This is a genomic window from Pseudomonas sp. PDM01 (assembly GCF_014852325.1).
In the GTDB taxonomy this organism is placed as follows: Bacteria; Pseudomonadota; Gammaproteobacteria; order Pseudomonadales; family Pseudomonadaceae; genus Aquipseudomonas; species Aquipseudomonas migulae.
The window spans coordinates 116,422-139,761 of the sequence record NZ_JACVBK010000012.1; the positions used below are offsets into that span (position 1 = coordinate 116,422).

Below are 23,340 nucleotides of genomic sequence, written 5' to 3' on the forward strand. Positions count from 1 at the left end.
TATCACCGGACTGTAGGAGCCAGCTTGCTGGCGATGGCGGCCTCCAATTCGATGCAGAACGCTCGGGCCTCATCGCCAGCAAGCCGGCTCCTACAGTGGGTCGTGTTGTTCACCTTATTCAGGCTAGCCACAACATCCCTTGTAGGAGCCGGCTTGCTGGCGATGGCGACCTCGAAATCGATGCCGAACGCTCGGGCCTCATCGCCGGCAAGCCGGCTCCTACAGTGGGTCGTGTTGTTCACCTTATTCAGGCCAGCCACAACATCCCTTGTAGGAGCCAGCTTGCTGGCGATAACGACCTTCAATTCGATACAGAACGCTCGGGCCTCATCGCCGGCAAGCCGGCTCCTACAGTGGGTCGTGTTGTTCACCTTGTTCAGGCCTGCCACAACATCCCTTGTAGGAGCCAGCTTGCTGGCGATGGCGACCTCCAAACCGATGCAAAACTTTCGGGCCTCATCGCCAGCAAGCCGGCTCCTACAGGGAGTGTGGATCGAGCACTAAAACCGGGTTTGCACCGCCAGTTCGAAAGTCCGCGGTGTACCCAGGTAATACGCCGGCGACACGTGCGCAAACTCGGCATACACCTCGTTGGTCAGGTTGCGTACCCGGCCAGTGACGGTGGTGTGCCGATCGACCTTGTAGCTGAGAAACGTGCCGTAAAGCGTGTAAGACGGCACGGTCATCGTGTTGGCGCTGTCGGCAAACACCGAGGCGACGTACCGCGCATCGACACCTCCTTGCCATTGCGGCGCAAAGTCATAGGTCAGCCACAGATTGCCGACCCGGTCCGGCACGTTGGTCGGTGTGTTGCCCTTGCGTGAAACCACCACACCCGCAGCATTCTTCTCGGTGAACTCGTCGTACTGAGCGTCAACCCAGGCAAAGTTACCTTCGGCCAACAGCTTGTCGGTGATCCGCAGCGAACTGGCCAGTTCGATGCCTTTGGACGTCTGCTGGCCCACGGGAATGCTTAGCGTCGGGTCCAGCGGATCGGTCACCGCGAAGTCTTTGCGCTCAATCGTGTACGCCGCCAGCGTCGCCGAACCGCGCCCGTCCAGATAGTCGAATTTGCTGCCGACTTCCCATTGCTTGCCGGTCGAGACATCAAAATCCTGCGTGCCGTTGGGTTGTTCGGCGGCGGTGCTGTATTGCACGTAGACGTTGGCGTCTGGGATGAACTGGTAGGTCAGACCGACGCGCCCAGTCACAGGTTCCCAGCTACGTTTGAGATGACGTGGATTGCTGGCGGTCACTTCCCGGTGGTTGGTCACGTCCAGATCGATGTCGTCGTAACGCAGGCCGGTCAGCAACGACAATTTATCGGTCAGCGCCAGGCGGTTCTCGGCGAACAGTGCCTTGGTGGTGACTTCGTTGGTCTTGTCGCTGACAAACCCCGGCCGGGTGCCCGGGATGTCGTAGAAATGTCCCGGCTGAAAGTTGTTCGGGTTGACCGTGCTCGCGCCTTTGACGTTCAGCGGCGAATTGGTGGTCTGGTTGACCTTGTACTCGAAACCGCCGGACCAGGTGGTGTCCAGGCCAAACAACGTGTTGTCGTGACGCAGTTCGAACTGGTTGCCGTTCTGCTCGCCCTGATGGCGCACCTGATACGCCGTGGAACGGTTCACCGCGCGGTTGTTGGCGCTGTACTGATAGGTTTCCAGGTTGCGGTAATCGCGCTGACTGTCGAGGTGATAAAGCGTGTTGCGCAGGGTGGTGCTGTCGTTGATCCGGTAATCGATGATCGAGCGCACCCAGATCGTACGCTGCTCGTAACGGCCGTCCTCGACGTTGTAGTTGTTGAAGCGGTTGTGCTTGTCGATCTTCAGTTCACCGGCCTTGGGATTCAGCACCGGCGTGCCCCAGTACGGACTGTCTTCGTGTTCATCCTGATATTCCAGGGCCAGGGTGTGGGACAGGTTTGGCGTCAGGTCACTGAGCAGCGAAAACGCCACGCTCCACGCATCGCGCTCCTGGCGATCAATGTAGCCGTTGCCGGTGTTGTGGCTGACATCCAGCCGCGCGTAGTGCTGCACATCCGCGCTGGCTTCACTGAGCGCGTGATTAAGGCCGAACGCGGTCTCGGTGGTGTCGTAACTGCCGTAGCTGACCCGGCCTTCGACCGCTTGCTCTTCACGGGTCGCCAGTTTGGTCACGTAGTTCAGTGAACCGCCCACGGAGCCGGCGCCATTGATCAGCGATGACGGGCCGCCCACCAGCTCCACCCGATCATAGATCCACGCATCCACGGGCCGGGCAAGGCCGCCGGAGACGTTCACGCCATTGAACATCTGGGTGATCTGGCTGCTGGTGAAACCACGGTAGGAAACGAACCCGCCGAAACCCGGCGGCGCACTGGCATTCACGCCGGGCAAGGTGTTGGCGGCGTCCTGGAAGTTCTGCGCGCCGTGGCGTTCGATGTCGTTGCGGTTGGCAATCGCCACCGACGCCGGGGTTTCACGCACGCTCAGCCCCAGGCGCGAGGCCATCCCGCTGGATTGGTCCAGGCTCAGACCCGGCTCGGCGATGGCTTCGCCATCAATGGTGATTGGTGCGAGGTCCACTGTGGATTGTGCCCAGGCGTTAACGGACAGGCAGCCGATCAGGCTGGCCAGCAAAGGAATGGTTTTCATCGATGAATCCTGAATGCTTGCTAGGAAACAGCGCACAGGCGAACGCCTCGCGTTGGCGAAGTGAGCTGATTGAATGGCGAAGGATTCAGGCGAACGGCGGGGCGCGGGGGTTGGCCGAAGGCCAGGTGAAGCGGGCAGGGAGGTCAGCGTTGGCGACGACCGCCAAGGGTGGACTGTGTGTTTGCGGGAGGATCGCCAGGGTCAGGCTGGAATTGAGCGCCGGGCCCATGCCTCCGGTGGAGCACAACGGGCAGCCGAAGGCTTTCGACAGTGTCGGCAGTTGCTCTTCGGACGTGTTTGAGGACGCAGGTGCCTGAGTGCGCGGGTCAACCGTACAGAACTGGCCACCGAGGCCGTTGAGCTGCGCCCCGACCATTTGCCCGTGACCGATGCTGCAGGCGAACACATTGAACAGGACGCAGCAATAAAGCATCCATGCAATGAGTGAGCGATCGGTCCGGGCGAGTTTCATGGGGTGGCACTTTACCACCGTTGATCAGCCGCGCACTTCTAAAAATGCCGACTAGGATGATTCTGTTAATTCACTTTCAAGGATCCTCGACATGACGTTTGTGTTGGCTCAGTGGCTGGTGACGATCTTCGCGGTGATAAGCCTGATACATGTCTACTGGGCGCTGGGTGGCCAGTGGGCTTTCGTGGCGGCCGTGCCGCAAGTGCCGGGGGAGGACGGCGCGCAATCGCGACCCGCATTCAAGCCTTCGAGGTGGCTGACGTTATTGGTGGCTTTCGGATTGCTGCTGATTGCAGCGCTGGTGTGTTTGCGCGTTGGCTGGTGGGTGCCGGCGGTGACCCATCAATCGCTGCAATGGGTGATCAGCGCCATCGCGATGCTGATGTTCGCCCGGGCGATTGGCGATTCGCACCTGGTGGGGTTTTTCAAGCAGGTCAAGGGATCGGAATTTGCCCGGCTGGATACGTGGGTGTATTCGCCGTTGTGTGTGGTGTTGGGGGCGGGGTTGTTGGTCGTTGCCTGGATTTGAAAAGCATCGCCGGCAAGCCGGCTCCTACAGGTGAACACAAACCCCTTGTAGGAGCCGGCTTGCCGGCGATGAGGCCCGAATAATCAACACAAATCCCCGGATTTAACTCCCGCTTTCAGTCCGCCGACTACTCACCTCGGCCGGCACATCATCCCCCGCCATACGCTTGCGGAACAACGCCGCCCGCGCCAGCAGCAGCGTGGTCACCGGCACCGTAATCGCCAACAGAATCGGGATCAGCCAGGCATGCAGCACCGGCCCGGACTTGAGCGCCGAAAAGTAGATGATCGACCCCAGCGCCACGCACCACGCACCCAATGTCGAGGCCAGCGCCGGCGGGTGCATGCGTTGAAAATAATCCTTCATACGCACCAGCCCGATCGCCCCGATCAGCGCAAAAACACTGCTGAGTACCAGCAGGATCGCCACCGGGATTTCCACCCACAGAGACAGTTCAGCGTTCATTCGATCACCTCGCCACGCAGCAGGAATTTCGCCAGGGCAAACGAGCCGACGAAGCCGAACAGCGCGATCAGCAGCGCCGCTTCGAAGTACGTGTCACTGGCATAACGAATACCCAGTGTCAGCATCATCAGCATCGCGATGATGTACAGGTAATCCAGCGCCAGAACCCGGTCCTGCGCCGACGGCCCTTTGAACAGGCGGATCAGGGTCAGGACCATCGCCAGCGAAAAAATGAACAGGCTCAGCAGAACCGCATTCGACAGCAACGGGCTCATTCGAAAATCTCCATCAACGGGCGTTCGTAAGTCACCTTGAAATGCTCGATGAACAGCGCTTCGTCATCCAGATCGAAGACGTGCAGCAACAAAATGCTGCGGTCCAGCGCCAGTTCGGACCAGACCGTACCGGGCACCACCGTGCAGATCATCGCCAGTGCCGCCAGGCCGTTGGCGTCGCGCAAATCCAGCGGCACCTTGATGAACCGCGAGCGCGGCGGGCGTCGACCGGCGTTCAAGACACCCCAGGCCACAGCAAGGTTGGAGACCAGCACGTCGCGACCGACGATCAAGAACAAACGCAGAATCACACCGGGACGCCGAATGCGGATCGGCAGGGGGCGCAACTTGCGCATCATCAACGGCGCGCAAAACCCGAGTACGGCGCCCAGTAGCAGATTGCCGGGGCTTATCGACAGGTTCAGCACCAGCCACAACAACCACAGCGCCAGCGACAACCAAGGTGCAGGAAACAGACGCCTCATGGCTGCACCTCCGCGACGGCCGCTTTGGCTTCCGGACTCGGAACTGCCCGGGTGCCAAGCACCGCCATCACGTATTGCTGCGGATTGTTCAAGGTTTGTGCGGCGGCCTGGGTGTAACGCAGCAGCGGCTCGGCCTTGAAGGTCAGCAGAATGCTCAGGCCCAACAGTGCAATAATCGGCACACATTCGAGCCGTCGCAGCAAGGGTGATGGCCGTTCTTCAGGCGTCCAGAAACGCTGGATGCCCAGACGCGAGAAGGCAATCAACGACGCCAGCCCGGAGAGAATCAGCAACGCCAACAAACCCCACGCGGCGTTCGACACCGGTTCATCCGCGCCATTGCCCAGGCCCAGCGGGTTGAGCAGGGCGTGCAGTAAACCGAGTTTGCCGATAAAGCCGGACAGCGGCGGCATGCCGATGATCAGCAACGCGCAAGCGATGAAGCTCAAGCCGAGAAAGGCCATGGTCCAGGGAATCACCTGGCCGACCACGGCTTTTTGTTCATCGTCGAGGTTGATGCCTTTGAGCGGTTGTAGGGGCTCCATCGGCCGCGCAATCAGGTCGGCGTCATCGAACAGTGGCATTTCGTTGGCCGAACGCGAACGTTCGATCAACTCGGCCAGCAGGAACAACGCGCTCAACGCCAGGGTCGAGCTGACGAGATAGAACAGCGCCGCGCCGATCAGGTTCGGCTGGGCGAAACCGATGGCCGACAGCAGAATCCCTGCCGACACCAGAATGCTCAGGCTGGCCATGCGTTCCAGACGTTGCGCGGCGAGGATCGCCACGGCGGCGCAGACGATGGTTGCCATGCCGCCGTAGATCAGCCAGTCGCCGCCAAAATACGCCGACGCGCCGGCCTGACCGGAGAACAGCAAAGTCCACAGGCGCAGCAAGGTGTAGACGCCAACCTTGGTCATGATCGCGAACATCGCCGCCACCGGCGCACTGGCCGAGGAATAGGCCGGCACCAGCCAGAAATTCAGCGGCCACATCCCGGCCTTGGCCAGGAACGCCACGGCGAGAATCGCCGCGCCGGCATGCAGCAAGCCGCGATCGGCTTCCGGTACCAGCGGGATTTTCAGCGCCAGGTCAGCCATGTTCAGCGTGCCGGTAACGCCGTAGATCAGCGCCGCGCCAATCAGGAACAGCGAAGAGGCCAGCAGATTGATCGAGATGTAATGCAACCCCGACGACACCCGCGCCCGGCCCGAACCGTGGAGCATCAGGCCGTAAGATGCCGCCAGCAGCACCTCGAAAAACACGAACAGGTTGAACAGGTCCGCCGTCAGGAACGCGCCATACAAACCCATCATCTGGATCTGGAACAGCGCGTGGAAACTGGAACCGGCGCCGTCCCATCGGGCCATCGCGAACAGCAGGGCGCTGACGCCGATGATCCCGGTCAGTACCAGCATCAGCGCGGACAGGCGATCGACCACCAGCACGATCCCGAACGGTACTTGCCAGTTGCCCGGCAGGTAGACGCCGATGGAGCCGGGCACATCAGTGGTTTGCGTCCATTGCAGCAACAGCACGGCGATGCCCAGCCCCAAGAGGCTGGAGAGCAGGTTGATTTTAGCCTTCAGCGGGCGGTGCTTCTCGCCCAGCATCAGCATGATGGCGGCGGTCAGCAGCGGCAACAGAATCGGTGCGGCGATCAGGTGCGTCATTGCATTCATTCTTTAGGCTCCCGGCCATCCACATGGTCGGTGCCGGTCAAGCCACGCGAAGCCAGCAGCACGACGAGAAACAGCGCGGTCATGGCGAAGCTGATCACGATGGCGGTCAGCACCAGCGCTTGTGGCAGCGGGTCGGTGTAATGCAACAGATCTTGCGGCACGCCGTCCTTGATGTTCGGCTCTTTGCCGATGAACAGACTGCCCATGCTAAAGATGAACAGATTGACGCCGTACGACAGCAGGCACAGGCCCATGACCACCTGGAACGTCCGTGGCCGTAGCACCAGCCAGACACCGGACGCGGCCAGTACGCCGATGGCGATTGCGATGACTTCTTCCATCAGACGGCTCCTTTCGTGGCGACGGATCTGGGCTGGGCAGCGGTTTTGTGGCCGCGTACCGATTGGTGGCCGAGTGCAGTGAGGATCAACAGCGTCGAGCCGACCACCACCGAGTAAACGCCGATGTCGAAGAACAGTGCGCTGGCAATGTGAATGTCGCCCAATACCGGCAGTTCGGCATGCCAGGTGTGGGTGGTCAGGAACGGATAGCCGACCGCCATCGCCCCGAGCCCGGTGACCGTGGCGAACAGCAAACCGGTGCCCATCCAGCGCAGTGGTCGCAGGCTCATTTGTGCCTCGACCCACTGCGTGCCGGCGACCATGTATTGCAGGATGAACGCCACCGACATCACCAGCCCCGCGACAAACCCGCCGCCCGGCTGGTTGTGGCCGCGCATGAACAGGTAGATCGAGACCACGAACGCAATCGGCAACAGCATGCGCACCAGCACCGCCGGGACCATCATGAAACCGAGCGCGGTGTCGCTGGCGTGACGCGGGTTGACCAGATCGGTGACCACGTCGGGCGCGAGCAAGCGTTGTTGCGCCGGCAGTTGCAGGCTTTCTTTCGGCGGGCGGAAGCGTCGCAACAGCGCGAACACGGTCAGCGCCACAGCCACCAGCACGGTGATTTCGCCGAGGGTATCGAAGCCACGGAAGTCCACCAGCATCACGTTGACCACGTTGCTGCCGCCACCTTCCGGCAGGGCTCGGCTGAGGTAGAACGAGGAAATATCGTTGGGCGTCTGGCGCGTCAGCATTGCGTACGACAGCAACGCCATGCCGCCGCCGACAGCGATCGACAGCAGCAAGTCGCGCAGACGCCGGATGCGTGCCTTGCGCAGGCTGCTCGGCAGCGGCGAGACCTCTTCGATCCGTCGCGGCAACCAGCGCAGGCCCAGCAGGATCAGCACCGTGGTCACCACTTCAACCACCAGTTGCGTCAGCGCTAGATCGGGCGCGGAGAACCAGACGAAGGTGACGCAGGTCATCAGCCCACAGACGCTGACCATGGTCAGGGCCGCGAGCCGGTGATACTTGGCTTGCCACGCCGCGCCGAGGGCACAGGCAATCGCCAGCAGCCACAAGGTCACGAACACGATCGAGCCCGGAATCTTCGGCCGGTCACCCCAGCTCAGGCTGCTGTGCAGCATCGGGATCAACCCGGCCAGCACGGCGGCGAGCACCATCAGGAACAGCTGGGTTTGCAGGCGTCTGGTGCTGATCCGCCGCTCCAGGCGACGGGCCAGGCGCATCATGATCACCAGGCTGCGCTCGAACAGGCGCTTGCCGTTGAACAGGCCAATCACCGGCGGGTATTTGAAACGCCCGTGCTTGAATTGGTTGCGCAGCAGCAGGTAGAGCACGATGCCGCCGGACATGGCGACCAGGCTCATGATCATCGGCGCGTTCCAGCCGTGCCAGATCGCCAGGCTGTATTCAGGCAAGGTGCCGCCAACGACGGGCAGGGCAGCGGCAGCCAGTAACGAGCCGACCACTTGCGCCGGGAAAATCCCCACGATCAGGCAGGTGAACACCAGCAATTCCACCGGCGCACGCATCCAGCGTGGCGGTTCGTGCGGGGTGTGCGGCAGGTCGGTGGCGGTCGGGCCGAAGAACACATCAACCGTGAAGCGCAGTGAATAGGCAACGCTGAACGTGCCGGCGATGGTTGCGACGATGGGCAGGGTCAGCTCGATCCAGGCGGTCGCGTTGATGAATACCGTTTCGGCGAAGAACATCTCTTTCGACAGGAAACCGTTGAGCAATGGCACGCCCGCCATCGAGGCACTGGCGACCATGGCCAACGTCGCGGTGAACGGAATCAGTTTGATCAGGCCGCTGAGTTTGCGAATGTCGCGGGTGCCGCTTTCGTGGTCAATGATCCCGGCGGCCATGAACAGCGACGCCTTGAAGGTGGCGTGGTTGAGGATGTGAAACACGGCGGCCACGGCAGCCAGTGGACTGTTCAGGCCCAGCAGCAGGGTGATCAGGCCTAGGTGGCTGATGGTCGAGTACGCGAGCAGGCCTTTGAGGTCGTTCTGGAACATCGCGCAGTACGCGCCGAGTAACAGGGTGCAAGCACCGGCACCGCTGACGATGTAGAACCATTCTTCACTGCCGGACAACGACGGCCACAGCCGCGCCAGCAGAAACACCCCAGCCTTGACCATGGTCGCCGAGTGCAGATACGCAGAGACCGGTGTCGGCGCCGCCATCGCGTGGGGCAGCCAGAAGTGGAAGGGGAATTGCGCGCTTTTACTCAGGGCGCCGATCAGAATCAGGGGAAGCAAAAGAGGGTAGAGGGCATGTGCACGAATCAGATCGCCGGCGGCCAGGACCTTGTCCAGGTCATAGCTGCCGACCACATGGCCAAGCAGCATGACCCCCGCCAACAGGCACAAACCGCCCGCGCCGGTGACCATCAGCGCCATGTAAGCGCCGCGTCGCGCATCGGCGCGGTGGTGCCAATAGCCGATCAACAGGAATGAAAAGAGGCTGGTCAGCTCCCAGAAAAACACGATCTGGATCAGGTTGCCGGAAATCACCAGGCCGAGCATGGCGCCCATGAACGCCAGGAAAAACGCGAAGAACCGCGGCACCGGGTCATCCGGCGACATGTAATAGCGGGCATACAACGACACCAGCGTGCCGATGCCCAGCACCAGCATCGAGAACAGCCAGGCAAACCCGTCCATGCGCAGAACGAAGTTCAGGCCGAGGCTGGGTAGCCAGAAAAACTCTTCGCGAATGACGCCACCATCGGCGATCTGCGGGTACAGGAGTGCGACCTGGACGGTGCCTATGAGGGCAACGACGCCAGCCAACAAAGATTCAGTGTTACGCGCGTTGTGCGGCAGCACGGCTGCCAGACAGCTGCCGACAAAGGGCAGAAGCAGTAGAACTATCAGGGACATAGGCTTCTAATCTGCGGAAGTTTGTGAAGCATCATACGTGCCAGTCCCCGGATCACCAAACGGCAAGCTGTGGCAGAATCCTACAAGGTAGACGGAAAAAGCCTGATTCACATTGTTTCAGGGGGCTGTGTTCAGTGGGGCTGGACCCTTTGTGAGCCGGCTTGCTGCGGGCGGCGTTCCGACGATGGCGTACTTATGGCCGGCGTGTTTCTTTGATGGTGTACATATCCATTGCTGCGGTGACGGCCACTTATGGTTTCGCCCTTACGGCGAGTCACTTGGAAAAGCCCCAAGTAACCAAGGGCTCTTGCCCCTTTCGTTCGGTGCCTCGCTAATGCTCGGCATGCCCTCGCTCCGGTCCTGCTCCGTGGGCGCGCCGCCATCGGCCATCCCTGGCCGGGGGCGGCTAACCCGGCATCCATGCCGGGTTGCCCACTACGCAGAACCTCCACTCGGCCTCTCGAGGGGGCGCTCAGATCAAAAGCTGAAGGCGAGCTAACGCTCGGCCTGATGAGTGGTGGGAATCAAAAGCGTATGGGGTTCCCTGTAGGAGCGAGGCTTGCCCGCGAAAAACGTCCGGACAACGCATTCATTCAGACAGCCCGCGTTATCGTTGACGTCCATCGCCGGCAAGCCAGCTCCTACAGGAGGGATGTGTACATGGCGACCAGCAACACCGGAATATCGCAATCATTGTTGGTCTTCGGTATGTGCAGGTTCATGTGTCACCTCCCGCTTGAGCGGCGTGCATGCCGTCAATAGAGGCCTGTCCCCGTGAGCGCGGTGCCGATCATATGTTTGGCATGTTCCGCAGCGTCGAGCAGCGGGATGTCGGGTTGTACGGCAAAGAGGTGAAGGTCGACGTGGTCGCAAGGGGCGAAGACGATTTATCAGGCGCTTCAAATCTTGAGGCTTACCCCTGAGTTTCGCGCTCCAACTCTTCCTCGACCGCAGCTGCCTTACCCTTGGTCTTCAACTCACTCACAATCACCGCCGCCACAATCAACCCCGCGCCCACCAACGCAATCGCCGGCAACCGCTCCCCGGCGATCCTTCCGACGATTCCGGCCCACACCGGTTCACCGGCATAGATCAACGTCGCCCGCGTCGGAGAAACGCTCTTCTGCGCCCAGTTCATCGCCACCTGAATCGCCGCGCTCGCTGCGCCGAGGCCGAGGGCGCTGCACAGCAAAAACCATGAAAAGTCAGGAATGACTTCCTGAGTCGGCACCACCAGCAAGAACGACAACACCGAGGTGGTCGCCAATTGCACCACCGTCACCCGGCGCACATCGACCTGGCCGGCGTAGGTGCTGATCAGAATGATCTCCGCGGCAATCGCGATGGCGCTGATCAGCGTGGCGATTTCACCCGGACTGAAGTTGAACGATGCACCCGCGGGCCCCGACAGCAACATCAACCCGGTAAACGCCAGCATGATCCCGATGCTCGGCATCAACCCCGGACGCCGCCCCAGCACCAGCCATTGCAGCAACGGCACGAAGGGTACGTACAGCGCGGTAATAAAGGCCGACTGACTGCTTGGAATGCTCTGCAGCCCGACGGTCTGCAGGCCGTAGCCGAGCATGATCGCCACGCCGATAAAGGCGCCGGCCTTGAGTTCGAACAGGGTCATTTCCCGCAGATGACGCCAGGAGAACAGGGCGACGATGCACGCGGCGGCGGCAAAGCGCAGGCCGACGAAGAACATCGGGCCGCTGACGGTCATCGCGTGCTGCACCAGCAAGAAGGTCCCGCCCCAGACCATGGTGATCAGCAACAGCACGCACTCGGCCTTGCTGAATTTGCGGGAAGAAGCCGGGGAGGAGTTCAACGACGTCATGACCTTGCGCGCTACCTGAGGGCGACGCACAATGCGCCGAATGTTGCGCAGTATACTGCCCAACCCCGATAAGTGAGCAATATAGTGCACAAAGATTCAACGCAGCGGGCTTCGGTCCTTCAGCACGTCAGTCTGAACGTTCGGCGCCTGCGCCACGCCGCCGACATGAGCCAGACCGCGCTCGCCGAAAAGTCCGGGGTCAGCCGCCGGATGCTGGTGGCCATCGAGGCCGGCGAGAAGAACGTGAGCCTGACCACCCTCGACCGCGTGGCCGAAGCGCTGGATGTGGCCTTTAGCGACCTGATCCAGGCGCCGGACGCCCGCGACCCGAGCCGCATCAATGAAGTGGCCTGGGCCGGGGTGATTCCGGGCAGCAAAGCCGTGTTGTTGTCCAAAGCCACCGCCACCCGCGAAGTGGAACAGTGGGAGTGGTGCCTGCAACCGGGGGAGATTTATCCGTCGCAACCGGATGCAGAAGGTTGGAGCGAACAGATCTACGTGTTCGAAGGTTGCCTGACGCTGATGGTGCGCGACACGCCACATAACATCGGCGCGGGGGAGTTTTTCATGTTCGCCAGCAACCAGCCTCATTCCTATCGCAACGATGGGGACGTGGCGACGCGATTTGTGCGAAATGTGGTGATCTGATTTCGGATACCGCTCATCTGAAATGATGCGCTACCTGTTATTTATGACAGTAGGCGGGCGGGATGATTGTTCTTTAAATATCGTTTAGTACGTTGTACTCGTGACTTGCCCTGACTGCCGGGTAGGGTTTGCCCGACCGTCCACTGAACGGAGTTGGATAAATGGCTTTATTACCAGCGCTCCAAATGAAAGAAGCTGTAGGTGGGGTGATTAAACTTACAGATGTTCCGGCGGATGGCGCTACGGCCCTCATTCCTGAGCCCGACAATAATTTTCCCCGTGAAGATGTTAGCGTGTTTATTGAGCGTCAGGAGTATCTGCTGAAGCTCGGCGTGCCGACCGATGGTTATTATCAAGTAAAAGTACCAAAAAGTACTTTGCTTGATCATGTAGGGCCGAACAAACAGTTCAAATACATCATCTGGCATGACGCGACCGGAGACCTCTCTGATTCAATAAATTACGAGATCTTGCGTTCTTGATTGAGTGGAATAACAAAGCGCTCGACCTCTATGAAAGGGGCGAGCGTTTTGCTGTCAGAAGTGTTTGTCGAGCAACAGTAAATCCACAGATTGTCTCGCTTCATTTAGTTAAGTCATTTAAGTTTTGTCGGTAACGTACTGATTAATAAGGATTCAAAATATTGGCACGACTTCTGTAGAGGTGTTTGGGTATTCACCTGACGCTGGAGTCGCGTAATGACAATCTCAGCCCAACCCCCTCGCACCGTCCACGTCATCCATTCGGATGCCGAGGCAATCGCCGTCGCTCACAAACTCGCTGCACGCTTCGCCGTCGAGGCCAGCGTGCGTGATCGCGAGCGCCGCTTGCCGGTCGCCGAGCTCGACGAGTTTTCCGCCAGCGGCCTCTGGGGCATCACCGTTCCCAAGGCATACGGTGGCGCCGGCGTTTCCTACGTGACCGTCGCCGAAGTGATCAAGATCATATCCGCCGCCGATTCTTCCCTTGGCCAGATCCCGCAAAACCACCTCGGCGTGCTCGACATCCTGCTGCAAACCGCCAGCGAAGAGCAGAAGCGCTACTACTTCGGCAAAGTCTTGCAGGGTTACCGTTTCGGCAACGCTTTCTCCGAGTCCAAAAGCAAAAACGCCGGGGCCTTTGAAACCCGCATTCGTTTCGACAAGGACACCGCGCAGATCGACGGCGAGAAGTTCTACTGCACCGGCGCGCTGTTTGCGCACATCGTCCCGGCGGTGGCGGTCAACGAGCAGAACCAGGCGTTCATCGCGTTCATCGAGCGCGACAATCCCGGCCTGACCGTGATCGACAGTTGGGACGGTTTTGGCCAGCGCACCACCGCCAGCGGCGGCGTCACGTTGAATGCGGTTAAGGTGCCATTGAGTGCGGTGATCCCTGCTCACAAAGCGTTTGACGAACCCACTGCGGACGGCCCGATTTCACAGATCATCCAGGCAGCGGTGGACACCGGCATCGCCGTCGGCGCGCTGGAAGAAACCAAGCGCTATGCCCGTGAATCCCGGCCATGGATCGACAGCGGACAGGATCACGGCTGGCAGGACCCGTTCAGCATCGCCGCCATCGGCGACCTCGAATGGCGGGTCCACGGCACCGAAGCGATCCTCAAGAAAGCCGGGCAAGCCATCGACGCGGCGTTGCTCAATCCCAATGAAGACACAGTGGCCAACGCTTCGGTGGTGGTCGCCCAGGCCAAAGTCCTGTCTGCCGAAATCGCGCTGCTCGCCAGCAGCAAACTTTTCGAACTGGCCGGCACCCGCTCGGTGCTCGGCAAGTACAACCTCGACCGCCACTGGCGCAACGCCCGCACGCATACGCTGCACGACCCGGCACGCTGGAAATACCACCTGATCGGCAACTACCTACTCAACGGCGTCAAGCCTGCGCGCCACGCCTGGAACTGAGGAGTCCACCATGAATGCCTTGACCCAACCGATTGCTGCCGGGCAACTCCTGGCCAAGAGTCAGCACGACTTGCACAACGCGCGCAGTTTGCTCGATGCGACCCTGCGCTTCGTTCGTCAGCAGAGCAAAACCACGGACGATCCGTTTGTCATCAGTCGCTTCGGCGATGCGTACATCCGCATCGAAGTTGCCGCCGCGCTGCTCGAACGTGCGGAGGAGTTTTTGAATAGCCATGAAGATGCCACTGAGGTCAGCGTCGCCATTGCCGAGTCTCACCTTGCCAGTGCAGAGGCGCTGAGTGCGGTCAGCAGTGCTGAATTCGAACTGACTGGGCAACGCACTGTGTTGCCTGGATCGCTGCAGGATCCGTTGCGCTGGAAGCTTCACCTTATTGGCAATTTTCGACTGAATGGCATACATCCGGCGAAGTTTTCTTAGGTAGCTTCCGGACAAATAAAAAAGTTTTTCGACAACAACTCCAAGCCTGTCGCAATGACAGGCTTTGTCGTAGCCGAATTCTTGCTCGACGCGGCCAGTTAAACCTCCGTTACCACTCGTCTGAAACGCATGTTGACCTGTTATTTCTGTCAGTAGACGCCCTCGCATTACCGGTTTTATATATAAGTCAGTGCAAGTGCATGCACTAACCCAGGTTGGGTGCCGAAATCCGAACCAATCCAAAAGTTATATTTGATTTCTAAAAGGGAGTGCGAAATGTCAAACGAACTGGATGCTCCAAAGGTGGAAGTAACGAAGTTTAACTTTGAAATCTCTACTCCTCCGTCGACTAATAAAAATGCGAAAAAAGGTCAGCTTGTCCATGGCTGGTTTAAGCCAGGGGAACTTAATTATTTTTCGTTAGGTACACACGAAGTGAAAAAAGATGGCGGGCAAGCAAATTTTACAATTGAAAAGAACCACGAAAAGCTAAAGGGCCAAAAAACTGTAGCGTTTAGATATGATCTGGAGAATGCAGACGGCAGTGAGCGGCATAAGTCGACTGCCGTTACAGTTGCAAACCCTGGTTCTTGATTATTAATAGTTGATATGCAAATAAGTGCTCTTGTCTGCCTGCAGATTCGAGCGCTTTCAATCGCAGGTGTTGCTCTGCAAACAGTTGTTCAGCATTTTGTGTTGTCAGATGGATTCCTGTTTCCTGTCGCTCGGCATGAAGTGTCGAAGTTTAGTGGTTTATCTATTATGGCGCGACTCCTGCATTAGGACTCTCATGTCCATCAGGAGTCCGAAAGTCATGTTGTCCACTTCTGCTATTCCCCGTTTTAATCGCACTATCGCCTGCGCGGTTTCAGGAGTATTGCCTGATGCCTCGTGAAATCCGCCTCAACGCTTTCGACATGAACTGCGTCGGTCACCAGTCGCCCGGTTTATGGGCGCACCCACGGGACCGTTCGTGGCAGTACAAAGACCTTGAATACTGGACCGACCTGGCGAAAATCCTCGAGCGCGGCAAGTTCGACGGATTGTTCATCGCCGACGTGCTCGGCATCTACGACGTCTACAACGGCAACGGTGAGGCGGCGATCCGTCAGGCGGCGCAGGTGCCGGTCAACGATCCGCTGCAACTGATTCCGCCGATGGCGCTGGTCACCGAACATCTGGGTTTCGGCCTGACTGCGTCGCTGTCGTTTGAGCACCCGTATCCGTTCGCCCGACGCCTGTCGACCCTCGATCACCTGACCAAGGGCCGCGCCGGCTGGAACATCGTCACCTCGTACCTGGAGAGTGGCGCGAAGAACCTCGGGCAGAAAAACCAGACTGAACACGACGCCCGCTACGACTTCGCCGAAGAGTACCTGGAGGTTTGCTACAAACTCTGGGAAGGCAGTTGGGAAGAGGGCGCGATCCTGCGCGATCGCGAGCGTCGGATTTTCAGTGATCCGAGCAAAATCCACGAAATCCAGCACGTCGGCAAACACTTCCAGGTGCCGGGCATTCACCTCTGCGAACCGTCACCGCAACGCACGCCCGTGCTGTACCAGGCCGGCGCATCGAGTCGTGGCAAGCAGTTCGCCGCTGAACATGCCGAATGCGTGTTTGTGGCAGCGCCGTCGAAAGTGCTGCTGAAAAAGACCGTGGCCGACATTCGTCGTCGCGCCGCCGAGGCTGGGCGTGATCCGTCGAAGATCCTGATCTTCAACCTGCAAACGGTGATCCTCGGTGAGACCGATGCCAAGGCTAAAGCCAAGTTCGAGGAATACAAAACCTGGGTCAGCTATGAAGGTGCGATGGCATTGATTTCGGGCTGGACCGGGATTGATTTCAGTCAGTTCAAACCGGATGAACCGCTCAAGCATGTGCACACCAACGCCATTCAATCGGCGGTGGAAGCGTTCTCCACGGCCGATCCGAACAAGGTCTGGACGCCGAATGAACTGGCCGACTGGGTCGGGATTGGCGGGTTTGGTCCGCTGTTTGTCGGCAGTCCCGAGACGGTTGCCGATCTTTTGCAGGAGTGGGTTGAAGAGACCGATGTGGACGGCTTCAACCTGGCCTATGCGCTGACGCACGAAACCTTTATCGACGCCGTGGAACTGCTGGTGCCGGAGTTGCAGAAGCGTGGGGTCTACAAGACCGAGTACGCACCGGGGACCTTGCGCGAGAAGTTGTTCGGGGAGGGCGCGCGGTTGCCGGAGATTCATCCGGGCGCGGGGTATCGGGATTTGGCGGGGTTGCGGCAGCAGGGGAAGAAAGTGGTGTCTGCCTAGAGGCCATCGTCGGAACGCCGCCCGCAGCAAGCCGGCTCCTACAGGATTCGTGTTGCCGGTGATTTCCGTGGACGACACAAAACCCTGTAGGAGCGTGGCTTGCCCGCGAAGAGGCCGGTACATCCAGCATTGATGTCGGCTGTCTCGCCGCCATCGCCGCCATCGCCGGCAAGCCGGCTCCTACAGGGTTTTGTGTCATGCACAAATATCACTGGCGACACGAAACCTGTGGGAGCGAGCCTGCTCGCGAAGGGGCCGGTACATCCAGCATTGATGTCGGCTGTCACGCCGCTATCGCCAGCAAGCCGGCTCCTACAGGGTTTTGTGTCGTGCACAAATATCGCTGGCGACACGAAACCTGTGGGAGCGTGGCTTGCCCGCGAAGAGGCCGGCACATCCAGCATTGATGTCGGCTGTCACGCCGCTATCGCCGGCGAGCCGGCTCCTACAGGATTCGTGTTGTGGATGATATTTGCAGACAACACAAAACCCTGTAGGAGCGAGGCTTGCCCGCGAAGGGGCCGGTACATCCAGCATTGATGTTGGCTGTCACGCCGCTATCGCCGGCGAGCCGGCTCCTACAGGGGATGGTGGTGTTTTAGAGATTTTGGCCCAGCGGACCACCGCACGCTTTTGCCCATGAACAGGAGGTCAACCCATGAGCGTGCATGAACTCAAACGTCCGCCCTTTGCGGACACCGCCGAGTGGCGGGTCGAGCTGCCCACGGCGCTGGAGCAATTGCGTCACTGGGCGCAGGTCAGTCCGTTGCAGCCGGCGCTGCGTCACAAGCGCCATGGCCAGTGGTTTGTCTGGCGCTGGATCGATGCCCTGCGCGATGTCGAGCGCTTGGCCGACGGCTTGCGCCAACAAGGTTTTACCGAAGATTCGCGGTTGGCCCTCAGCGGCGCGTTCGAACCGAATCTGTTGCTGCTGGCCCTGGCCGCACAACACATTGGCGGGCAATTGCTGACCCTGCCGGACAACCTCGACCCCGAATCCCTGCACAAAACCCTCTGGCGCAGCGGGCCCACGCACGCCTTCGTTCAAGGCCGGCAGACCCGGCAACTGTGGCTCAATCAGGGCCAAACGCTGCTCAACTTCAACGACCTGCTTGGCCCGGTCGACACTCCGCAGCGCCTCAACCGTTGGCGCCAGAACGCGCAACTGTGGAGCGAAGAGGGCACGCAATGGCAGGCCGGCCTGACGGTGTTGCTTGAGCAATGGCTGAGCAGCGGCCAATCCCTGGCTTTCCCGGAAAGCCCCGGCAGTGCCAGTCGCGACCGTCGTGAGGTGGCGCCTTCGGGGCTGTTGCTGTCGGCCGAACGCCTGCAACTGCTGGCCGAGGAAATCGACAGTCGCCTCGCCGCGCAAGGCACCTGGCGTCGACGACTTTGCGAGTGGGCCATCGCTCACCCGGAAAAAGGCCTGCAACGCCTGATCAAGAACCGCGTTCGGCGACTGCTCGGTTTTCACAACCTGCATTACATCTGGCAAGCCACGCGCACGCCTGAGGTGAAAGCCGCGCCAACCTGGCTCACTGAATTCAAACAGGACATCGCATGACTTCGACCGATTCCATCCTGCAAGTCAGCGGCATTTCCCTGTCCTTCAAAGGCGTGAAAGCGATCAACGAGCTGTCCTTCGACGTGCGTCGGGGCGAGATCTGCGCGCTGATCGGCCCCAACGGCGCGGGCAAGAGTTCGCTGCTCAACGTACTGAACGGCGTGTACCGCTTCGACACCGGTTCGATTGTCTTCGAGCAACAGCCGTTCAAACGCATCGACCCGTTGACCGCTGCGCGCCGAGGCATTGGCCGCACGTTCCAGAACAACGCGTTGTTCAAGAAAATGAGCGTGATCGACAACATCCTCACCGGCCTGTCGCGGCACTTGCGCAGCAGCTTCATCGAACAGGCACTCAACCTGCCGCGAGCACGCCGCGAGGCCGAAGCCTTCCGCCAGCAAGCCCAGGGCATTCTCGAATTCCTTGAGCTGCAGGCGCATCGCGATGTGCCGGTGGGCAATCTGTCCTACGGCCTGCAAAAACGCGTAGAGCTCGGCCGCGCCTTGATCGCCGGCCCGCGCCTGTTGCTGCTGGATGAGCCGATGGCCGGAATGAACGCCGAAGAGAAACAGGAAATGGCCCGTTTCATCGCCGACATCAACCGCGATCTCGGCACCACGGTGGTGTTGATCGAGCACGACATGAGCGTGGTCATGGGCCTGTCCGACCACGTCGTGGTGCTCGACTACGGGCGCAAGGTCGGCGACGGCACGCCGGCCGAAGTGCAGGCCGATCCCGAAGTGATCGCGGCGTATCTGGGAGTGGTGCACTGATGACATTTTTCTTCGAAACCCTGCTCGGCGGCTTGCTCGCCGGGACCATGTATTCGCTGGTCGCCATCGGCTTCGTGCTGATCTACAAGGCCAGCGGCGTGTTCAATTTTGCCCAGGGCGCGATGCTGTTGTTCGCCGCGCTGACCTTCGTCAGCCTGCACGATCAGGGCGTGCCGTTTGCCCTGGCGCTGTTGCTGACCGTGGTGGTGATGATCATCGGCGCGTTGCTGATCGAACGGCTGGTGCTGCGGCCATTGGTCAACCGCTCGCAGATCACCTTGTTCATGGCCACGCTTGGGCTGTCCTTCATCATCGAAGGCCTGGCACAAGGCTTGATGGGCTCGCAAGTGCGGGCGCTGGACTTAGGGATAGACGACGTGCCGGTGTTCATCGGCGGGATGATGGTCAGCCAGTTCGACCTGATCGCCGCGGCGGCGGCCATTGTGCTGGTCACGGTGTTGGCGTTGCTGTTCAACAAGACCCGCATCGGCGTGTCGTTGCGGGCGGTGGCGGATGACACCACCGCCGCGTTGTCGATTGGCATCAACCTAAACCGGATCTGGCAGATCGTCTGGGCCGTCGCGGGCATTGTCGGATTAGTCGCGGGTTTGCTCTGGGGCGCACGCCAAGGCGTGCAGTTTTCCTTGTCGCTGGTGGTGCTCAAGGCTCTGCCGGTCTTGATCATCGGCGGCTTCACTTCGATTGGCGGGGCGATTGTCGGCGGGCTGATTGTCGGCGCGGCGGAGAACCTCGCCGAGGTCTACGTCGGTCCGCTGATCGGCGGCGGCATCACCCCGTGGTTCGCCTATGTCCTGGCTTTGGCCTTCCTGTACATCCGTCCCGCCGGCCTGTTCGGCGAGCGCGCCATCGAGCGAGTCTGAACCCATGACCATTTCCCTTGCCCGCGAAACCGCGCCGTCGGTGTTGATCCAGCGTCGTATCCCGTTTGGACTGCTTGGCCTGTTATTGATCGCCTTCGTGGTCGTGCCGCTGACCGGCAACGACTATTGGCTGAACGCAATCCTGATCCCGTTTCTGGTGCTGTCCCTGGCCGGCCTCGGCCTGAATCTGCTCACCGGATACACCGGCCAGACCTCGGTCGGCGCAGCCGGGTTCATGGCGGTCGGGGCGTTTGCCACGTATGGGTTTTTGCTGCGTTTGCCTGAGCTTGGCTTGCCCGTCGCGCTGCTCGGCGGCGGGTTGATCAGCGCGGTGGTGGGGTTTGTTTTCGGCCTGCCGAGTTCGCGGATCAAAGGCTTTTACCTGATGGTCACCACGCTGGCGGCGCAGTTTTTCCTGGAGTGGCTGTTCGTCAAATTCCCCTGGTTCTACAACTACGGATCGTCCGGGACCATTTCCGCACCGAAACTGGCGCTGTTCGGGCACGACCTGAACACTCCGCTCGGTCGCTATCTGCTGACCCTGACCACCGTATTGTTGCTGACCTGGGTGGCGGTGAACCTGGTGAAAAGCCAGACCGGCCGCAACTGGATGGCGATCCGCGACATGGACACCGCCGCAGCGGTAATCGGCATTCCGGTGGTGCGCTACAAACACCTGGCGTTCGCCGTCAGTTCGTTCTACCTCGGCATCGCCGGCGCGCTGTGGGCCTTCGCCTACCTGGGCACCGCCAGCGCCAGCAGTTTCGATATCAACCGGTCGTTCCAGATCCTGTTCATCATCATTATCGGCGGCATGGGCAGCATCGCCGGCAACTTCGTCGGCGCGGCGTTCATCAGCCTGTTGCCGATCCTGCTCAGCCACGCCGGGCAAGCTTTGTTCGGTGGTTCGGTGGACGCCGGGCAGTTGCAGAACCTGCAAAAAATCATCTTCGGGGTGCTGATCATCCTGTTCCTGATCAAGGAGCCGGAAGGCCTGATCCGCCTGCTGGGCAACCTTCGTGAACGGCTGAGTCACTGGCCGCTGCGCTTCTGAATCCTTTCCATTATTAGATAGAGAGACAACATGCGTGCATCCTTGAAACGTTCGTTGGTCGGCGCCGCTTTGACGCTGGCCGTTTTCAGCAGTGCAGTGCCGGTGGTCCAGGCCTCGGCGGACCAGCAATTCTTCCCGTTGGCCACCTATCGCGTCGGCGCGTACGCCTCCAGCGGCGTGCAGGTGTGGGCCGGGATGCTCGATTACCTGAACTACATCAACGATGTGGAAGGCGGAATCAACGGCGTCAAATTGGTATGGCAGGAATGCGAAACCGAGTGGACGGCGGAGAAGGGCATCGAGTGCTACGAGCGCTTCAAGAAAGGCCTGGATGGCGCGCCGGTGGCGATCTATTCACCCAACGGCGCGCCGGCGGCCTATGCGCTGAGCGAGCGCGCGGAAGTCGACAAGATCCCGCTAATTACCCTCGGCTACGGGCGCACTGAAGCCACCGACGGCACGGTGTTCCCGTACAACTTCCCGGTGATGCTGACCTTCTACAGCGAGGCGTCGAGCCTGATCAATTACATCGCTCAGCGCGAGGGCGGTTTCGACAAACTCAAGGGCAAGAAGATTGCCACGGTCTATCACGACTCCGCTTATGGCCGGGAAACCCTCGGCCCATTGAAACTGTTGGCGGAGAAATACGGCTTCGAGAACATCCAGATTCCGGTGGCCGATCCGGGTAATGAGCAGTCGGCACAATGGCGGCAGATTCGCCAGGTCAACCCGGATTGGGTGTTCCTGCGCACCTGGGGCGTGTCGACGCCGGTCGCGGTGAAAACCGCCGCGCGTTTCGGCTTCCCGGTGGACCACATCGTCGGCGACATCTGGGCCAGTTCCAGCGAAGACGTCTTGCCCGCAGGCGCCGCCGCGAAGGGGTATCTGGCGCTGACGCCATACCCCGCTGGCGCTGATTTCGAGATCCACAAACGCCTCAAGCAATTCATCCTCGACAAGGGCAAGAGCGACCTCAAGGACCTGAAAAATTTCGGCAGCGTCTACTACAACTCCGGGCTGGTGAATGCCGCTGTCATGGTGGAAGCGATCCGCACGGCCCAAGGCAAATTCGGCAAGCGTCCGTTGAATGGCGAAGAAGGCCGCTGGGGGCTGGAGCACCTGAACATCGACGATGCGCGGCTCAAGGACATGGGTTATTTCGGCCTGATGCAAAACCTCAAATTGTCCTGCAAGGATCACGAAGGCGGCGGTTCGGCGCGGGTTCAGCAGTGGGACGGCGCTAACTGGACGCTGATCAGCGAGTGGATCGCCGCCGACCGCGCCTTGTTGCGACCTTTGATCGATGAAAAATCCGCCGCGTTCGCCAAGGAAAAAAACCTGACGCCACGCACTTGCACCGGGGATGAATAAACCATGAGCCAAGCCGCCAGCGACATTGCCGCCAACGACCTGTTGCGAGTCAACGACATCGAGGTGATCTACGACGGCGCGATCCTGGCCGTGGCCGGGGTTTCGCTGACGGTGCCCAATGGCGGCATCGTCGCGTTGCTGGGTGCCAACGGCGCCGGTAAAAGCACCACGCTGAAGGCGATTTCCGGGCTGGTGCGGGCCGAGCGGGCGCAAGTCAGTCGCGGCACGATCGAGTTTCTCGGCCACGATACGGCGGGTGTCGATCCCAGTCTGCGGGTGCGCCAAGGGATGGTGCACGTGCTGGAAGGTCGCCACGTGTTCCCGCAGTTGACGGTCGAAGACAACCTGCGCAGTGGCGGCTTCGTGCGCGGCTTGAACCGCCAGGACCTGGCCCGGGACCTGGAGCGGATTTACGCCTGGTTCCCGCGCCTGAAAACCAAGCGCAAGACCCAGGCCGGGCTAACGTCCGGTGGCGAGCAGCAGATGGTCGCCATCGGTCGGGCGTTGATGACGCGTCCTACTTTGGTACTGCTTGATGAACCTTCCATGGGTTTGGCGCCTATTATCGTCCAGGAGATTTTCGAGATCGTCGCCCAGCTCAATCGCGACGAGCAGGTGAGCTTTCTGATTGCCGAGCAAAACATTAATGTGGCGCTCAAGTACGCTTCACAGGCCTATGTCCTCGACACCGGCCGGGTGGTGTTGTCCGGCAGCAGCGAGGCGCTGTTGGCGCGGGGCGATCTGCATGACTTTTATCTAGGTAAACACTGAGCAGTGA

23 protein-coding genes are annotated in these 23,340 nt (G+C 60.2%); 13 read left to right on the plus strand and 10 right to left on the minus strand.

What is annotated here, in order from left to right:
* Positions 1 to 2: 2 nt before the first annotated feature.
* The 3 genes from IB246_RS26300 to IB246_RS26310 form a co-directional block, all read right to left on the minus strand.
* Positions 3 to 434, minus strand: coding sequence for a hypothetical protein (locus IB246_RS26300; RefSeq protein WP_192230208.1), 432 nt, complete (start codon positions 432 to 434; stop codon positions 3 to 5).
* 66 nt (positions 435 to 500) lie between these two features.
* Positions 501 to 2,633, minus strand: coding sequence for a TonB-dependent receptor (locus IB246_RS26305; protein WP_008043769.1), 2,133 nt, complete (start codon positions 2,631 to 2,633; stop codon positions 501 to 503).
* An 85-nt stretch (positions 2,634 to 2,718) separates the two neighbouring features.
* On the minus strand, positions 2,719 to 3,105 hold the full coding sequence (locus IB246_RS26310) for a DUF2946 domain-containing protein (RefSeq protein WP_008029173.1): 387 nt from the start codon (positions 3,103 to 3,105) through the stop codon (positions 2,719 to 2,721).
* Between the two features lie 91 nt (positions 3,106 to 3,196).
* Between IB246_RS26310 and IB246_RS26315 the strand changes: the two genes are divergently transcribed.
* Positions 3,197 to 3,634 carry a DUF3995 domain-containing protein gene (locus tag IB246_RS26315; protein WP_008043767.1) on the plus strand — a complete coding sequence of 146 codons (438 nt, stop codon included), beginning with the start codon at positions 3,197 to 3,199 and terminating at the stop codon, positions 3,632 to 3,634.
* Between the two features lie 102 nt (positions 3,635 to 3,736).
* Here the strand turns inward: IB246_RS26315 and IB246_RS26320 are convergent, their stop codons facing one another.
* From IB246_RS26320 to IB246_RS26350, 7 genes are all read right to left on the minus strand, one after another.
* Positions 3,737 to 4,099, minus strand: coding sequence for a Na+/H+ antiporter subunit G (locus IB246_RS26320; protein ID WP_008029177.1), 363 nt, complete (start codon positions 4,097 to 4,099; stop codon positions 3,737 to 3,739).
* Positions 4,096 to 4,374 carry a K+/H+ antiporter subunit F gene (locus IB246_RS26325; RefSeq protein WP_008029179.1) on the minus strand — a complete coding sequence of 93 codons (279 nt, stop codon included), beginning with the start codon at positions 4,372 to 4,374 and terminating at the stop codon, positions 4,096 to 4,098. Before IB246_RS26325 ends, IB246_RS26320 begins: the two co-directional genes overlap by 4 nt.
* A complete protein-coding gene (locus IB246_RS26330) occupies positions 4,371 to 4,859 on the minus strand; it encodes a Na+/H+ antiporter subunit E (protein ID WP_008043764.1) in 489 nt (162 codons plus the stop codon). The genes IB246_RS26325 and IB246_RS26330 overlap by 4 nt, the downstream gene beginning before the upstream one ends.
* On the minus strand, positions 4,856 to 6,541 hold the full coding sequence (locus IB246_RS26335) for a monovalent cation/H+ antiporter subunit D (RefSeq protein ID WP_008043761.1): 1,686 nt from the start codon (positions 6,539 to 6,541) through the stop codon (positions 4,856 to 4,858). Before IB246_RS26335 ends, IB246_RS26330 begins: the two co-directional genes overlap by 4 nt.
* Positions 6,538 to 6,882 carry a Na+/H+ antiporter subunit C gene (locus tag IB246_RS26340; protein WP_008029186.1) on the minus strand — a complete coding sequence of 115 codons (345 nt, stop codon included), beginning with the start codon at positions 6,880 to 6,882 and terminating at the stop codon, positions 6,538 to 6,540. The genes IB246_RS26335 and IB246_RS26340 overlap by 4 nt, the downstream gene beginning before the upstream one ends.
* On the minus strand, positions 6,882 to 9,800 hold the full coding sequence (locus IB246_RS26345; protein WP_008043759.1) for a monovalent cation/H+ antiporter subunit A: 2,919 nt from the start codon (positions 9,798 to 9,800) through the stop codon (positions 6,882 to 6,884). The genes IB246_RS26340 and IB246_RS26345 overlap by 1 nt, the downstream gene beginning before the upstream one ends.
* Positions 9,801 to 10,713: 913 nt before the next feature.
* The gene (locus tag IB246_RS26350) at positions 10,714 to 11,733 is read right to left on the minus strand and encodes a DMT family transporter (protein WP_081500228.1); all 1,020 of its coding nucleotides are present in this window, start codon (positions 11,731 to 11,733) and stop codon (positions 10,714 to 10,716) included.
* On the opposite strand from IB246_RS26350, the gene IB246_RS26355 reads away from it, so the two are divergent.
* The 12 genes from IB246_RS26355 to IB246_RS26410 all read left to right on the plus strand — a co-directional run bounded on the left by IB246_RS26355 (position 11,728) and on the right by IB246_RS26410 (position 23,333).
* Positions 11,728 to 12,291 (plus strand): helix-turn-helix domain-containing protein, encoded by a 564-nt coding sequence (locus IB246_RS26355; protein WP_008043180.1) that lies wholly within the window; start codon positions 11,728 to 11,730, stop codon positions 12,289 to 12,291. The genes IB246_RS26350 and IB246_RS26355 overlap by 6 nt on opposite strands.
* 161 nt (positions 12,292 to 12,452) lie before the next feature.
* Entirely contained in the window at positions 12,453 to 12,773 is a 321-nt protein-coding gene (locus IB246_RS26360; RefSeq protein ID WP_008043182.1) for a hypothetical protein, read from the plus strand.
* 216 nt (positions 12,774 to 12,989) lie between these two features.
* Entirely contained in the window at positions 12,990 to 14,192 is a 1,203-nt protein-coding gene (locus tag IB246_RS26365; protein WP_008043184.1) for an SfnB family sulfur acquisition oxidoreductase, read from the plus strand.
* A 10-nt stretch (positions 14,193 to 14,202) separates the two neighbouring features.
* Positions 14,203 to 14,631: a hypothetical protein gene (locus IB246_RS26370; protein ID WP_008043186.1), complete on the plus strand. Its 429-nt coding sequence runs from the start codon at positions 14,203 to 14,205 to the stop codon at positions 14,629 to 14,631.
* A gap of 276 nt (positions 14,632 to 14,907) precedes the next feature.
* The gene (locus IB246_RS26375) at positions 14,908 to 15,225 is read left to right on the plus strand and encodes a hypothetical protein (protein WP_008043188.1); all 318 of its coding nucleotides are present in this window, start codon (positions 14,908 to 14,910) and stop codon (positions 15,223 to 15,225) included.
* A gap of 290 nt (positions 15,226 to 15,515) precedes the next feature.
* Positions 15,516 to 16,919: an LLM class flavin-dependent oxidoreductase gene (locus IB246_RS26380; RefSeq protein WP_008043190.1), complete on the plus strand. Its 1,404-nt coding sequence runs from the start codon at positions 15,516 to 15,518 to the stop codon at positions 16,917 to 16,919.
* Positions 16,920 to 17,577: 658 nt separating this feature from the next.
* Positions 17,578 to 18,483: an AMP-binding protein gene (locus IB246_RS26385; protein ID WP_008043192.1), complete on the plus strand. Its 906-nt coding sequence runs from the start codon at positions 17,578 to 17,580 to the stop codon at positions 18,481 to 18,483.
* Positions 18,480 to 19,256: an ABC transporter ATP-binding protein gene (locus IB246_RS26390; protein ID WP_008043194.1), complete on the plus strand. Its 777-nt coding sequence runs from the start codon at positions 18,480 to 18,482 to the stop codon at positions 19,254 to 19,256. The genes IB246_RS26385 and IB246_RS26390 overlap by 4 nt, the downstream gene beginning before the upstream one ends.
* Positions 19,256 to 20,137 carry a branched-chain amino acid ABC transporter permease gene (locus IB246_RS26395; protein ID WP_008043195.1) on the plus strand — a complete coding sequence of 294 codons (882 nt, stop codon included), beginning with the start codon at positions 19,256 to 19,258 and terminating at the stop codon, positions 20,135 to 20,137. The genes IB246_RS26390 and IB246_RS26395 overlap by 1 nt, the downstream gene beginning before the upstream one ends.
* 4 nt (positions 20,138 to 20,141) lie before the next feature.
* Positions 20,142 to 21,191, plus strand: coding sequence for a branched-chain amino acid ABC transporter permease (locus IB246_RS26400; RefSeq protein ID WP_008043196.1), 1,050 nt, complete (start codon positions 20,142 to 20,144; stop codon positions 21,189 to 21,191).
* Between the two features lie 30 nt (positions 21,192 to 21,221).
* Positions 21,222 to 22,562 (plus strand): ABC transporter substrate-binding protein, encoded by a 1,341-nt coding sequence (locus IB246_RS26405; RefSeq protein WP_008043197.1) that lies wholly within the window; start codon positions 21,222 to 21,224, stop codon positions 22,560 to 22,562.
* Between the two features lie 3 nt (positions 22,563 to 22,565).
* Positions 22,566 to 23,333: an ABC transporter ATP-binding protein gene (locus IB246_RS26410; RefSeq protein ID WP_008043199.1), complete on the plus strand. Its 768-nt coding sequence runs from the start codon at positions 22,566 to 22,568 to the stop codon at positions 23,331 to 23,333.
* The last annotated feature ends 7 nt before the right edge of the window (positions 23,334 to 23,340 follow it).